General features: G+C 64.2%; 16 protein-coding genes. 9 read left to right on the top strand and 7 right to left on the bottom strand.

Translation table 11 applies throughout. The features are described 5' to 3' along the window. Window positions 1-38: 38 nt before the first annotated feature. Window positions 39-692 (bottom strand): DNA-3-methyladenine glycosylase family protein, encoded by a 654-nt coding sequence (locus tag ACHMW7_RS08790; RefSeq protein WP_395449885.1) that lies wholly within the window; start codon window positions 690-692, stop codon window positions 39-41. Window positions 693-767: 75 nt separating this feature from the next. On the opposite strand from ACHMW7_RS08790, the gene gluQRS reads away from it, so the two are divergent. Next, complete coding sequence (gluQRS, locus tag ACHMW7_RS08785; protein ID WP_395449884.1) at window positions 768-1,643, top strand: tRNA glutamyl-Q(34) synthetase GluQRS; 876 nt, start codon at window positions 768-770, stop codon at window positions 1,641-1,643. A 403-nt stretch (window positions 1,644-2,046) separates the two neighbouring features. On the opposite strand, the gene ACHMW7_RS08780 is transcribed toward gluQRS, so the two are convergent. Further along, window positions 2,047-2,343, bottom strand: a complete 297-nt coding sequence (locus tag ACHMW7_RS08780) for a hypothetical protein (protein ID WP_395449883.1) — start codon at window positions 2,341-2,343, stop codon at window positions 2,047-2,049. Between the two features lie 198 nt (window positions 2,344-2,541). Here ACHMW7_RS08780 and ACHMW7_RS08775 point away from each other — a divergent pair, with 198 nt between their 5' ends. Then, complete coding sequence (locus ACHMW7_RS08775; protein WP_395449882.1) at window positions 2,542-3,462, top strand: DMT family transporter; 921 nt, start codon at window positions 2,542-2,544, stop codon at window positions 3,460-3,462. Here ACHMW7_RS08775 and ACHMW7_RS08770 read toward each other — a convergent pair. Next, complete coding sequence (locus tag ACHMW7_RS08770) at window positions 3,422-4,273, bottom strand: YihY/virulence factor BrkB family protein (RefSeq protein ID WP_395449881.1); 852 nt, start codon at window positions 4,271-4,273, stop codon at window positions 3,422-3,424. The two genes, ACHMW7_RS08775 and ACHMW7_RS08770, sit on opposite strands and share 41 nt — an antisense overlap. A gap of 148 nt (window positions 4,274-4,421) precedes the next feature. Between ACHMW7_RS08770 and ACHMW7_RS08765 the strand changes: the two genes are divergently transcribed. The 7 genes from ACHMW7_RS08765 (at window position 4,422) to ACHMW7_RS08735 (ending at window position 10,003) form a co-directional block, all read left to right on the top strand. After that, entirely contained in the window at window positions 4,422-5,264 is an 843-nt protein-coding gene (locus tag ACHMW7_RS08765; RefSeq protein ID WP_395449880.1) for an SDR family oxidoreductase, read from the top strand. Between the two features lie 28 nt (window positions 5,265-5,292). Next, window positions 5,293-5,487, top strand: a complete 195-nt coding sequence (locus ACHMW7_RS08760) for a twin transmembrane helix small protein (RefSeq protein ID WP_395449879.1) — start codon at window positions 5,293-5,295, stop codon at window positions 5,485-5,487. Window positions 5,488-5,499: 12 nt separating this feature from the next. Beyond that, window positions 5,500-6,081 carry a cob(I)yrinic acid a,c-diamide adenosyltransferase gene (locus ACHMW7_RS08755; protein ID WP_395449878.1) on the top strand — a complete coding sequence of 194 codons (582 nt, stop codon included), beginning with the start codon at window positions 5,500-5,502 and terminating at the stop codon, window positions 6,079-6,081. 86 nt (window positions 6,082-6,167) lie between these two features. Continuing rightward, a complete protein-coding gene (locus tag ACHMW7_RS08750) occupies window positions 6,168-6,956 on the top strand; it encodes a rhomboid family intramembrane serine protease (RefSeq protein WP_395449877.1) in 789 nt (262 codons plus the stop codon). Between the two features lie 222 nt (window positions 6,957-7,178). Beyond that, a complete protein-coding gene (locus tag ACHMW7_RS08745) occupies window positions 7,179-7,928 on the top strand; it encodes an electron transfer flavoprotein subunit beta/FixA family protein (protein WP_395449876.1) in 750 nt (249 codons plus the stop codon). Between the two features lie 152 nt (window positions 7,929-8,080). After that, window positions 8,081-9,010 (top strand): electron transfer flavoprotein subunit alpha/FixB family protein, encoded by a 930-nt coding sequence (locus ACHMW7_RS08740; protein WP_395449875.1) that lies wholly within the window; start codon window positions 8,081-8,083, stop codon window positions 9,008-9,010. A 111-nt stretch (window positions 9,011-9,121) separates the two neighbouring features. Then, window positions 9,122-10,003, top strand: coding sequence for a 3-hydroxybutyryl-CoA dehydrogenase (locus ACHMW7_RS08735; RefSeq protein ID WP_395449874.1), 882 nt, complete (start codon window positions 9,122-9,124; stop codon window positions 10,001-10,003). 43 nt (window positions 10,004-10,046) lie between these two features. On the opposite strand, the gene ACHMW7_RS08730 is transcribed toward ACHMW7_RS08735, so the two are convergent. From ACHMW7_RS08730 to ugpA, 4 genes are all read right to left on the bottom strand, one after another. Next, window positions 10,047-10,844, bottom strand: a complete 798-nt coding sequence (locus ACHMW7_RS08730) for a GGDEF domain-containing protein (protein WP_395449873.1) — start codon at window positions 10,842-10,844, stop codon at window positions 10,047-10,049. A 146-nt stretch (window positions 10,845-10,990) separates the two neighbouring features. After that, entirely contained in the window at window positions 10,991-12,037 is a 1,047-nt protein-coding gene (gene ugpC / locus ACHMW7_RS08725) for a sn-glycerol-3-phosphate ABC transporter ATP-binding protein UgpC (RefSeq protein ID WP_395449872.1), read from the bottom strand. Further along, entirely contained in the window at window positions 12,037-12,885 is an 849-nt protein-coding gene (ugpE, locus tag ACHMW7_RS08720; RefSeq protein ID WP_395451293.1) for a sn-glycerol-3-phosphate ABC transporter permease UgpE, read from the bottom strand. The genes ugpC and ugpE overlap by 1 nt, the downstream gene beginning before the upstream one ends. Window positions 12,886-12,925: 40 nt before the next feature. After that, window positions 12,926-13,810 carry a sn-glycerol-3-phosphate ABC transporter permease UgpA gene (ugpA, locus tag ACHMW7_RS08715; RefSeq protein ID WP_395449871.1) on the bottom strand — a complete coding sequence of 295 codons (885 nt, stop codon included), beginning with the start codon at window positions 13,808-13,810 and terminating at the stop codon, window positions 12,926-12,928. Window position 13,811 lies beyond the last annotated feature (1 nt).

The raw sequence follows: 13,811 nt of genomic DNA, 5'->3' as shown, positions 1-13,811 counted from the left end.
GGTCATATATCTGCTCAAAAATCCGCGATTTTGCGGATTCAGGCAGGATTTCCGGCCGGCGGCGCGCCATCGCGACCACGGGTCTGGCGATAATACGCCCAGAACAGCCGCGATGCGACCCCTCGCCACGGCGCCCATGATTCGGCAAGCCGAATCAGTGCCTTCTCGCCGGGGCGCGGATCGATGCCGAGCGCATGGCCGACGGCCGATTGCAGCGCGACATCGCGGGCCGGGAAAATGTCGGGATGGCCGGCGGCAAACAGCAGGTAGACCTCCGCCGTCCAGGCCCCGATGCCGGGAATGGCGACCAGTGCTGCCATCGCCTCCTGGGCGTCGAGCCGGCACAGCCCGTCGAGGTCGAGGCCGTCGGCGGCCGCCTTGGCCACTGCCAAAAGCGTGCGCTGCTTGGGCCGGGACAGGCCGGCCTGACGGAACACATCCTCGCCGGCACCAAGCAGGGCCTGCGGGGTCAGCGGATCGACCAGCGTGGTGAAACGGCCGAAGATCGCCTTCGCACTCGCCGTCGACACCTGCTGCGAAACGACGATCGATGCCAGGCTGGCAAAGCCCGGTTCGGTCAGCCTGAGTGGCACCTCGCCGGCCAGGCCGCGCACCACTTGCAGGCGCGGATCGAGCGCGCACAGCGCATCGAGGCCGAAATGGACGTCGTCGAGATTGGTGATGCGGCGCATGCGTCTCTTGTTAGGTTGCGGCGGGCAACGTAGCAATCGCCAAGGCAAATCTTCAATCCGGCACAAGCGACGCTCATGACGGCTCCTGTCTTTCGTTTCGCGCCCAGCCCCAATGGCGAGCTGCATCTCGGCCACGCCCTGTCGGCGCTGACCAACCAGGACATGGCGGCCCGTGTCGGCGGCCGGCTGTTGCTGCGCATCGAAGACATCGACGTCACCCGCTGCACGCCTGAATTCGAAGCCGCGATCCGCAGCGACCTGGCCTGGCTCGGCATCGCTTTCGAAGAGCCGGTGCGGCGCCAGTCGGAGCATTTCGCCCTGTATGAACAAGCGCTCGAACAGCTGAAGGCGGACGAACTTGTCTATCCCGCCTTCATGAGCCGCGGCGACATCCGCGCCGCGATCATCGCGCATGAGGCATCAGGCCAAAGCTGGCCGCGCGACCCCGACGGCGCACCGCTTTATCCCGGCGCGGACAAGCATTTGTCGGCACGCGAGCGCCGGCGCCGCATCGATGCCGGGACACCCTTTGCCTGGCGGCTCGATACGGCACAGGCGCTGTCGCGGCTGCAAGCTCCGCTCAGCTGGCGCGAATGGACCAGCGAGGACATGGCGACCACCACCGAGATCGCCGCCGACCCGCGGCAATGGGGCGACGTCGTCATTGCCAGGCGCGAGATCCCGACCAGCTATCATGTGTCGGTGGTGGTCGACGACGCATTGCAGGGCATCAGCCACGTCGTGCGCGGCAAGGACCTCTATTTCGCGACTTCGCTGCAGCGGCTGCTGCAGCAGCTGCTGGGTCTTGCGCAACCGAGCTATTTTCATCACCGGCTGGTGCTCGGCCCGGACGGGCGCAAGCTGTCGAAAAGCCAGCGCGACACTGGCCTTGCCGCCTTGCGGCAGGCCGGTGAGACGCCTGCGACGGTCAAGGCGATGCTGGGATTTTAGTTTGCTTGCAGCCCGGCGCCTGATGCGGCGTCAGCATGGCACCGGCACGGGCTTCACGTGGGTCACGGCATCGATCCCCGACACTCTCCGCTCGCTTTGCTCGCTCACGAGGTCGAGGATGACGGATTGCGGGGCGCGCCTCTGCCAATCGTCGACCTTGTGCCAATCGTCGACATTGGCTGCTGGCAGACGCGATGCGTGTTCGCATGTGTTGGAAAGCTGCGTTGGTGGTTGGCGGCGAAGCTCAAAACGGTCGTCATCCTCGACCTCGTGAGCGAGCAAAGCGAGCGGCGAGGGTCGGGGATCCATGCCGTTACCGGCGACGACCAGACGCAGTCGGCACGCGCGACACCGGCCTCGCCGCCTTGCGCGAGGCCGGTGAAACGCCCGAGACGGTGAAGGCCTAAGGCTGCAGCATCCGGGCGATGCCCGCCTTGATCAACGCCAGCACGCTGATGAAGACAAAGGCACCGCCAAGCCCCCAGGCGACGGCGACGTGCAGATTGCGCAATGTGATGCCATAGCTGTTGGCGACCACCACCGCACCGAAGAAGCCGGCGGTGAACAGCAGCATGTTGCCGATGGGGCCGAAGCCGTCGTCCTTCATGATGGCGTCGAGTGCAGCGCCAAAGAAGAACGCCATGACGGCGACGAAGGCGATCGCCATCATCAACCAGCCCGGGTCGAGATTCCACAACATGCGCGGTCCTTTCACAGGCCGACTGTGCAGTTCTGCCGGGCCGCCTCCCGGGCAAAAGTCATCCGGATCGGGTGGTCGGATCAGGTCCGATGAATCTATGGATCAATCGTTTCATTTTGCTTGTTCGAATATTCGGCATTAGAGCGATCCCGGTAAACTTCCTTTCCGGGCGCGGCGTCCGGCAACGCCCGGTGTGTCATGACGTCCTCTCCCAAGCGGCTGATCCCCGCCACCTTCGTGCTGTTGTGGGCGACCGGCTTCATCGGCGCGCGTTACGCCATGCCCTGGGCCGAGCCGTTCACCTTCCTTGCCGTGCGCTTCGTGCTCGCCTTCCTGCTGCTCGGCGCCGTCATGCTGGCGCTCGGCTCGCGCCGGTTGCCGCGGCGGGCTGCGCTGCACGCCGTGCTGATCGGCATGCTGCTGCACGGGGTCTATCTCGGCGGCGTGTTCTGGGCGATCCACCAGGGCCTGCCGGCAGGCCTGTCGGCGCTCATCGCCGGGCTGCAGCCGCTGGTCACCGCCATTTTGGCCGGCAAGCTTTTGGGCGAAGAGATCAAGCCGCGCCATTGGGTCGGGCTGGCTGTCGGCTTTGTCGGCGTGGTCATCGTCTTGTCGCCCAAGCTCGGCACACTCGGCGGCGGCGTGACCTGGCAGACGCTGACCGCATCGGTCATCGCCATGGCCGGCATCAGCGCCGGCACCATCTGGCAGAAACGTGTCGGCGCGTCAGGCGACCTGGTGACGGGCACGTTCTGGCAATATGTCGGCGCAGCGATCCTGATGACGGTTGCCTCGCTGGTCTTCGAGACGCAACAGATGACGGTCAATGGCGAGCTGATCTTCGCCATGGCCTGGCTGGTCTTCGTGCTGTCGATCGGCGCGATCTTCCTGTTGATGGTGATGATCCGCGACGGCGCCATGTCGAAGGTCGCCTCGCTGTTCTACCTCGTGCCGTCGGTCACCGCCGTCATCGCCTGGGCGCTGTTTGGCGAGCAATTGTCGGCGATCCAGCTTGTCGGCATGGCCATTGCCACGCTCGGCGTCGGCCTGGCCACGGCTCAGCCGGGCCGGCCACGGCTCAGCCGGGCACGCGGGCGCGGGCCTCGAGATAGCGGCTGATCGCGGCATTGAATTCGCCGCCAAGGATGAAGATCGCCGAGACGATGTAGAGGAACACCACCGCGATCATGATCGAGGCAAGCCCGGCATAGGTGGTGACGTAGGACGAAAACGTGTCGAGATAGGCGGCGAAGATCGTCGAGCCGACGACCCAGGCGACCAGGGTGAAGACGATGCCGGGGATGATGCTCAAGAAGCGGCGCCGGCCGGCCGGCAGCCACATATGCACGGCAAACAGGCCAAAGACGATGACACCAGAGGCGATGGTGAAGCGCCACACGGTGATGGTGCCCATATAGGGCTGGATCCATTCGAACTTGGCTTCGAGGATGCGCGCGATGATCGGCGCGAACACCAGAAGCACCGAGATGGCAACGAAGCTGATCGTGGCGATCAACACGAAGAAGATGCTCTGGATGCGCCGGAACCAGAAGCTGCGGGTCTCGGTGATGCGATAGGCGCGGTTGAGCGAGGTGCGCAGCGCCTCGACGCCGTTGGAGGCGAAATAGGCGGCAAGCACGACACCGTAGGTCAGAAGGTCGGTGCGCGGCACGGTGAGCACGTTGACCACTTCACGCGCGATCGGTGCTGCGATCTGGTCGGGCCAGGTGTCGAAGACCAGATGCACCGCCGTTTCGGCAAAGGCGTCGGCGCCGAGGAAGCTGGCCAGCGTGGTGGCGAAGATCAGGAACGGAAACAGCGCCATCAGCGCCGAGATGGCGAGATGACTGGCCATCGCCCAGCCGTCGTCGTCGTGAAAATGACCGGCTGCGTCAAAGAGCACGCGCCTTGTGGCGACGATCCTGCGCATCAGGTCCAGTTTACCGCTCCGTCCGATTGTTTCCAGGGCGCGAATATGGGAAGGCTTTGCCCCAGTTGGCAAGTAGCGCATCGGCCCGAAAATCGGCAAGACTTTCGGCAGGCACGCTGCGCAGGTTTGATAAAGTGGCGGCAGCGACGTGAACCCGATCAACGAGTTACGCACTGTAATCGTGACCGGCGCGTCGTCGGGCATCGGCGCGCATTGCGCCCGCGCGCTGCATGCCGAAGGCTGGCGCGTCTTTGCCACCGCCCGCAAACCACAAGATCTGGCAGCACTGGAAGCCGACGGGCTGGAAGCGCTGTATCTCGATTATGCCGAGCCGCAATCGATCGAAACGCTTGTCAAAACCGTGCTCGAACGCACCGGCGGCAGGCTCGATGCGCTGTTCAACAATGGCGCCCATGCCCAGCCGGGTGCGGTCGAGGACCTGCCGATGGCAGCTTTGCGCGACCAGTTCGAGGCCAATTTCTTCGGCTGGCACGACCTCACCCGCCGCATCGTGCCTGTCATGCGCAGCCAGGGCCATGGCCGCATCGTCAACTGCTCGTCGATCCTCGGGCTGACGCCGGTGCCGTTCCGTGGCGCCTATGCCGCCTCCAAGCATGCGCTCGAAGGGCTGATGCTGTGCCTGCGCCAAGAGCTCGCGGGCAGCGGCATCCATGTCGCGATGATCGAGCCTGGCCCGATCCGCTCGAAGATCGCCAGCAACGGGCTCGACTGGTTCCTGCGCTACATCGACCATGAGCATTCGCCGCACCACCAGGCCTATCGCGCCCAGCTCGCCAGGCTGTCGGGCGGCGGTTCGAAATCGCGGCTGAAACTCGGGCCCGAAGCGGTGCATGCGGTATTGCGGCACGCCCTGCTGTCGCCGCGCCCGCGTCCGCATTATGTTGTCACCACGCCCGCGAGAATCGGCGTCGTGCTCAAGCGGATATTGCCCGCCGCGCTGCTCTACAGAATACTGGCCCGCCAAGCCTGACCGGCCGCCGACTGAACTGGATACCCAAATGGCTACCGTCTTCAACATCCTCGCCGTCGTCTTCATGTTCGCCGTGGTCGTCGTCTTGATCCGCGGCCTGGTCAATCTTCTGCGCGGCGGCTCCGGCAACGCCTCCAACAAGCTGATGCAGGCGCGTGTGCTGCTGCAGGCGGTGGCGCTGGTGTTCATCCTTTTGACGCTCTATTTCACCCGCGGCGGCTGAGGGGGCGCAGCGATGGTCAAGCTCAACAAGATCTACACCCGCACCGGCGACGACGGCACGACCGGCCTCGGCTCGGGCGAAAGGCGGCTGAAATCGGATCTGCGCGTCGAGGCCTATGGTGCCGTCGACGAAGCCAATGCCTGCATCGGCCTGGCGCGGGTGCATACGGCGTCAGCCCATCCCGACATCGACGCCATGCTTTACCGTATCCAAAACGACATGTTCGACCTCGGTGCCGATCTGTCGACGCCCGACACCGGCAAGGACCTGGGCTACGAGCCTTTGCGCATCATCGCCAGCCAGACCGCCCGCATCGAGGCCGACATCGACGCGCTCAACGCCGGTCTCGAACCGCTGCGTTCCTTCGTGCTCAATGGCGGCTCGCCGGCAGCAGCCGCACTGCATCTTGCCCGCACCGTCGCGCGGCGCGCCGAGCGGGTCATGGTGGCGCTGGCGCAGGACGAAGACGAGCACGTCAACCGAGAGGGCATCCGCTACATCAACCGCGTGTCCGACCTGCTGTTTGTTGCCGCGCGTGTGGTCAATGACAACGGAAAAGCCGATGTGCTATGGGTTCCCGGCAAGAACCGCTGATCAGCCGAGTAATTTGAATTCGCGCATCGTACCTGCCGAAACCGGTTCGGGTCGATGCCATCGCCGGGGGGGCGGAAGCGAGCCGCATGTTCATTCCGCTTTATGATTCGAACCATCTGCGCCACATCAGGCTGCAATATGTCACCCTTGGCCTGATCGCCATCAACGTCATCGTCTATCTGCTGACCTCGGTCGGCGGCGAGGAGTTTGCCACCGCGACCGTGCTCGGGCTCGGCTACATCCCCTCGGTCGTGCATGACATTGCCGAGCTGTCGCCTGATCTGATCATCATTCCGGAGAAGCTCAGCTACATCACCTATTCCTTCCTGCATGGCGACATCTTCCATCTCGGCGGCAACATGCTGTTTTTGTGGGTGTTCGGCGACAATGTCGAAGACGCGCTCGGCCATTTCCGCTTCCTGGTGTTCTACCTGCTGTGCGCCGTCGCCGGCGCCTTCCTGCACGGGCTGATCCTGCCGGATTCGCAGATGCCGCTGATCGGCGCGTCGGGTGCCATTGCCGGCATCGTCGCCGCCTATCTGATCCTCTACCCCCGGGTGAAGGTGTGGGTGCTGGCTTTCGCCCGTATCCCGCTGCGCATTCCGGCCTGGATCCCGCTGATCCTGTGGGTCTGCTTCCAGTTCCTGATGATCGCCATCGGCGGCGACGACGAAGTCAGCTGGGCAGCCCATGTCGGCGGCATCGTTGCCGGTGCGGTGCTGGTGCTGATCCTGCGCCGCCGCGACGTGCCGCTGTTTGCCGACGCCGAGGAGGCCGTGCCGAACCCCGAAAAGGCCGAGGCACCCGCCATGCCGGAGCCGGCGACGCCAGAGCCCCCAACCGCCCAGCCGACGACGCGCTGGGGCCGGCAATAAAGGCCGCTGGGCCCGGTCTGTTTCAAACGATTTGAGCTTCAAGCAGATATTGACGCTAACGTCAGCCACAACTACGGTCCCGCCGCTTGCGGCAGCCCTCCCGCCACCAAAAGCGCGAGATCAAGTCTGTTTTTCCGCCCAATATGTCGGCAATCGACAATTGCGTGGCCCCCAGCGCTGCTATAGCGCGCACACTATCGCTGTTCAGAGAGGTACCAGCCCATGAAAGTTCTCGTCCCGGTCAAGCGGGTTGTCGATGCGAACGTGAAGGTGCGCGTGAAATCGGACGGCTCGGGCGTCGAGCTCGCCAACGTCAAGATGGCGATGAACCCGTTCGACGAGATCGCGGTCGAAGAGGCGATCCGCCTCAAGGAAGCCGGCAAGGTCGAAGAGATCGTCGTCGTTTCGATCGGACCGGCCCAGGCCCAGGAAACGTTGCGCACCGCACTCGCCATGGGTGCCGACCGCGCCATCCTGGTCAAGGTCGACGAAGCCGTCGAGCCGCTCGGCGTCGCCAAGGTGCTGAAGGGCGTGGTCGAGGCTGAGAAGCCCGGCCTGGTGCTGCTCGGCAAGCAGGCGATCGACGACGATTCCAACCAGACCGGCCAGATGCTGGCCGCCCTGCTCGGCTGGGCCCAGGGCACCTTTGCCTCGAAGATCGAACTCACAGGCGACACCGCCAATGTGACGCGCGAAGTCGATGGCGGCCTGCAGACGGTTTCGCTCAAGATGCCGGCGATCGTGACGGTCGACCTGCGCCTCAACCAGCCGCGTTATGCCTCGCTGCCCAACATCATGAAGGCCAAGAAGAAGCCGCTCGACGAAAAGTCGGCCGCCGATTTCGGTGCCGACGTGACTGCGCGCCTCAAGGTGCTGAAGACCGAGGAGCCGGGTGGCCGCAAGGCAGGCATCAAGGTCAAGACCGCAGCTGAGCTGGTCGACAAGCTCCGGAACGAAGCCGGCGTGCTCTGAGGATTTAAGGTGAGGCCGGGCTGCAAATGGCGCCGTCCTCCGCTCGCCGGTGCTCACGTACTGAAGTACGCTCCGCTCCGGTTCTCGGACGTCACCATTTTCGCCACGGCCTGACCTCAAATCAGGCACCTGATGAATTAAGGGATAAAGAAATGGCAATTCTCCTCATCGCCGAACACGACAACGCTTCGCTCTCCGACCAGACCGCCAAGGCCTTGTCGGCAGCGCTCAAGATCGGTTCCGACATCGACGTGCTGGTTGCCGGCAAGGGCGCCAAGGCAGCCGCCGACGCAGCCGCCAAGCTCAAGGGCGTGCGCAAGGTCCTGCTTGCCGAAGCCGACGAACTGACCGAGCGCCTGGCCGAGCCGATGGCGGCACTGGTCGTTGGCCTCGCCGGCAACTACGACACCATCATTGCGGCTGCGACCTCGACCGGCAAGAACGTCGCCCCGCGCGTCGCAGCCCTGCTCGACGTCGCCCAGGTCTCGGAGATCATCGAGGTCGTCTCGGCCGACACCTTCAAGCGTCCGATCTATGCCGGCAACGCCATCCAGACGGTGCAGGCACCAGGCGCCAAGAAGGTCATCACCGTGCGCACCGCCTCGTTCCAGGCCGCCCCTGAAGGCGGTTCGGCCGCGATCGAGACCGTTGCCGCCGCCGCCAATCCCGGCCTGTCGAGCTTTGTCGAAAACAAGCTGTCGGCGAGCGATCGTCCGGAGCTGACCTCGGCCAAGATCATCATCTCGGGTGGCCGCGCGCTTGGTTCGGCGGAGAAGTTCCAGGAAGTCATCCTGCCGGTTGCCGACAAGCTCGGCGCCGCCGTCGGCGCCTCCCGCGCTGCCGTCGACGCCGGCTACGCCCCCAATGACTGGCAGGTCGGCCAGACCGGCAAGGTCGTGGCGCCTGACCTCTACATCGCCTGCGGCATTTCGGGTGCGATCCAGCACCTCGCCGGCATGAAGGACTCCAAGGTCATCGTCGCCATCAACAAGGACGAGGAAGCGCCGATCTTCCAGGTTGCCGACTACGGCATCGTCGGCGACCTGTTCGTCATCCTGCCGGAACTCGAAAAGGCGCTTTGACGCCTAAACGAGTGCGGGATTAAAATATGATGGCCGGGGTAGACGAGTGCTACCCCGGCCATTTAGTTTGCATTGCACAAAACCAAAAAAGACGGCGACGGGATAGGTGTGATGACGGGTAAGATCGAGACGATCGGCATTGTCGGCGCTGGCCAGATGGGCGGCGGAATTGCGCATGTCTCGGCGCTGGCCGGCTACAGCGTGCTGCTTTACGACGTGTCGCCCGACCGCATCGAAAAGGGCATCGCCACCATCAACGGCAACCTGGCGCGCCAGGTCGCCTCGGGCAAGCTCGAGGACCAGGCCCGCAAGGACGCCATGGCCCGCATCTCGTCGGCGCCGGCGATGGCCGACCTTGCCAGTGCCGACCTTGTCATCGAGGCGGCGACCGAAGACGAGACCATCAAGCGCAAGATCTATGCGCAGCTGTGTCCGCAGCTCAACCCCGAGGCGATCCTCGCCACCAACACCTCGTCGATCTCGATCACCCGGCTGGCCGCCCAGACCGACCGCCCCGAACGTTTCATCGGCATCCACTTCATGAACCCGGTGCCGGTGATGAAGCTTGTCGAGCTGGTGCGCGGCATCGCCACCGAAGACAAGACCTTCGAGCTGGCCAAGTCCTATGTCCGCAATCTCGACAAGACCGTGACGGTGTCGGAGGATTTCCCGGCCTTCATCGTCAACCGCATCCTGTTGCCGATGATCAACGAGGCGATCTACACGCTCTACGAGGGCGTCGGCACGGTCGAAGCCATCGACACCGCCATGAAGCTCGGCGCCAACCATCCGATGGGACCGCTGCAGCTCGCCGACTTCATCGGCCTCGACACTTGCCTGTCGATCATGCAGGTGCTGCATGACGGCCTGTCGGACTCGAAATACCGCCCCTGCCCGCTGCTGGTCAAATATGTCGAAGCCGGCTGGCTCGGCCGCAAGACCGGGCGCGGTTTCTACGACTATCGCGGCGAGCACCCGGTTCCGACGCGCTGAACCGCGTAGCGGCGGACGCTTCGCCCGCCGACAGCCTGGCGCCTCAGTTCGGAAGTCCGGTGTGATACCAGCTTGGTGTCAGCTCCGACGGCATCGGCGCGAGTTCGACGCGGTTGCGCCCCGCGCCCTTGGCTTCGTAAAGATGCAGGTCGGCGACACGGAACAGGTCGTCGAACATCACCGGCCGGTCGAACACCGCGCCGCCGACGCTGACCGTCAGCCGGTGGTTCGTGCCACCGGGCTGGAACGGTGCTTCGGCCACCGAGCGGCGGATGCGCTCGGCGATGTCGGCGGCGCTGACCGGTGACGCCCCCGGCAAAAACACCGCGAACTCCTCGCCGCCGAGGCGGCCAAGCATGTCGTCGCTGCGTAGGCAGGGCTGGATCGCCGCAACGATCATGCGCAGCGCCGTGTCGCCCTCGGCATGGCCGAAGCGGTCGTTGACCGACTTGAAGTGATCGGCATCGATGACCAAAAGCGCGCCCATGGAACGCCGGCGCACGATCTCGCGGGCAAGCACGGCGTTGACCCGGCTCGAAAAGGCACCGCGGTTGAGGCAGGCGGTCAGCGCGTCGGTCGATGCGGCAACCACCAGCTTGTGGTTGACGACAGCCAGTTCACGCAGCTTGAGCGTCAGGTAGAAAAACAAAGGCGCGGCCAGAAGGATCGGCACCACGGTGGCCTCGACCAGCGCGAGGTCGAGCATTTCGGCGCCGGCATTGCGAAACAGCGCCACGGTCACGATGAGCGAGACCGCAACGCAGCCAAGCGTGCCGAACACGGTCCAGCCGGCCAGTTGCAGCCACGCCTGCGGCGAAAGCTTCTTCAACGATGCGAACAATGCCGCCACCTCCTGGATCCTGCCGCGATCTTTGGTCGTGCGGCATGAACAGGAGGTTAGCACCGGTCGTCAAATTCGAGCGATCGCTGCTACGAGTTGCGGTTGACCGGTCGCCCGACAGGCTCAGGGGCGCAAACAAAGCCGGCTCAGACCCGTTTGCCGTCGCTGCCGAAGAAATGCAGCTTTTCGCGCCGGGCAAAGATCGGCAGCTGGTCGCCAACCAGCACTTCGGTGCGGCCGGCGACCCGCACGACGATCTTGCCGCCACCGGCCGCGCAATAGAGGAAACTCTCCGCCCCCACCGGTTCGACGCCCTCGACCCTGGCCATCAGCCTGAGGCCATCGGTCGAGGTCGCGCCATCGGCGCCGACCTCGCAGTCCTCGGGCCGGAAGCCGATCGTTGCGGCATTGCCTGAAACAGTCGGCAGCGTGATGGCGTCTTCGAGCTGGCCGCCGCGCAGCGGCAGGAGGTTCATCGGCGGTGCGCCGATGAAGGAAGCGACAAAGGTCGAAGCCGGCTTTTCATAGATGTCGAGCGGCGCGCCGAGCTGTTCGACCAGCCCGGCATTCATCACCACCAGAACGTCGGCCAGGGTCATCGCCTCGAGCTGGTCGTGGGTGACATAGACCGAGGTGACGCCGAGCTTGCGCTGCAGGCTCTTGATCTCGACGCGCATCTGGCCACGCAGCTTGGCATCGAGGTTGGACAGCGGCTCGTCGAACAAAAACACCTTGGGGTTGCGCACGATGGCGCGGCCCATGGCGACACGCTGGCGCTGCCCGCCCGACAATTCGCGCGGCCGCCGCTCGAGCAGATGCTCGAGCTCCAGCGTCTGCGCCGTGCCGCGCACACGCTTGTCGACTTCGTCCTTGGGCATGCCGCGATTGCGCAGGCCATAGGCCATATTGTCGTAGACCTTCATATGCGGGTAGAGCGCATAGTTCTGGAACACCATGGCGATGTCGCGCTCGGTCGGGCCGATGGCATTGACCACCTTGCCGTCGATCGAGCAGGTGCCGGCCGAGATGGTCTCGAGCCCGGCGATCATGCGCAAAAGCGTGGACTTGCCGCAGCCCGAGGGGCCGACGAGCACGCACAGCGCCTTGTCGGGAATGGCGATGGACACGCCCTTCACCGCCTCGACCCCGCCGGCATAGATCTTCCTGACGTCCTTGAGATCGACGGTTGCCATTATTTCTCCGTATCGACGAGGCCGCGGACGAACCAGCGTTGCATCAGCACAACGACCAGGATCGGCGGCACGATGGCCAGCATGGAAGTGACCATCACCAGATGCCATTCGGTATCGGCATCGGCAAACGAGATCATCTTCCTGAGCGCAATGACGATGGTGTTCATGTCGTTGCGGTTGGTGACGAGCAGCGGCCACAGATATTGTGTCCAGCCATAGATGAACAGGATGACGAACAAAGCCGCGATGTTGGTACGCGACAGCGGCAGCAGGATATCCCAGAAGAAGCGCCACGGGCCGGCGCCATCGACACGCGCCGCCTCGACCAGCTCGCCCGGGATGGTCAGGAAGAACTGGCGGAACAGCAGTGTCGCCGTCGCCGAGGCGATCAGCGGCACGATCAGCCCGGTATAGGTGTCGATCAGGCCGAGATCGACCATCACCTTGTAGGTCGGCAGGATGCGGACCTCGACCGGCAGCATCAGCGTGATGAAGATCAGCCAGAAGAACGTCATCCGCAGCGGAAAGCGGAAGAACACGATGGCATAGGCCGACAGCAGGGAAATGATGATCTTGCCGATGGCGATGCCAAGCGCAACGATGGTGGTGTTGAGCAGAAGTGTCGCGACACTGACCCCGCCGATGCGCCCGACCCCGCCGAACAGCGCCTCGGCATAGTTTTCGAGGAACCGGTCGCCGGGCAACAGCGGCAGCGGCGGCCGCAGGATGGTCTGCAGCGAATGGGTCGAGGCAACGAAAGTGTAGTAGATCGGGAACGCCACGATGACGATGCCGAGGATCAGGATGGCATGCGCGACATAGATGCCTGTGACCGACTGGCCGATCATCAGCTTGTCGTGGCCGCTTACAGGCGCAAGGGCTTTCGGCTCAGCCATAATGCACCTTCTTTTCGACATAGCGGAACTGGATCGCGGTCAGTGCGATGACGATGACCATCAGGATCACCGACTGTGCCGCCGAGTCGCCGAGGATCAGATTGACGAAGCCGTCATTGTAGACCTTGTAGACCAGCGTCTCGGTCGCCTTGCCCGGCCCGCCGCCGGTCACGGCGTGGATGATGCCGAAGGTGTCGAAGAAGGCGTATACGGTGTTGACCACCAGCAAAAAGAAGGTGGTCGGCGCCAGCAGCGGAAAGACGATGGTCCAGAAGCGCTTGTTTTCGCCGGCGCCGTCGATCGCCGCCGCCTCGATCAGCGTCTTGGGGATCGCCTGCAGGCCGGCGACGAAAAACAGGAAATTGTAGCTGATCTGCTTCCACGACGCTGCCGCCACCACCAGCGCCATCGCCTGCTCGCCATCGAGCAGCGGGTCCCAGTTGATGCCGAGCCAGCGCAGGCCGTAAGCGAGCGAGCCGATCGACGGGTTGAACAAAAACAGCCACAACATGCCGGCAATGGCGGGCGCCACCGCATAGGGCCAGATCATCAGCGTGCGGTAGAGGCCGCGGCTGCGCACCACCTTCTCGGCCATGACGGCGAGCAGCAATGCGGTGCCCATGGCGACCGCCGCCACCGAGATCGAAAAGATCGCCGTGACCTTGATCGAGTTGAGGTAATTGGGGTCCGACAGCACCTTCTTGAAATTGTCGAACCAGACGAATTTCGACGACAGGCCGAACGGGTCCTCGCGCAGCATCGACTGGCGCAGCGCCTGGCTGGCCGGCCAGTAGAAGAACACCAGCGTGATCGCCAGCTGCGGCGCGACCAGCAGATAGGGCAGGATCTTGTTGGGAAAGACGACGCGTGGGGACAAT

Origin of the sequence: Aminobacter sp. UC22_36, assembly GCF_044056035.1 — a bacterium.
Taxonomy (GTDB): Bacteria; Pseudomonadota; Alphaproteobacteria; order Rhizobiales; family Rhizobiaceae; genus Aminobacter.
This window is presented reverse-complemented; position numbering and strand designations above follow the sequence as displayed.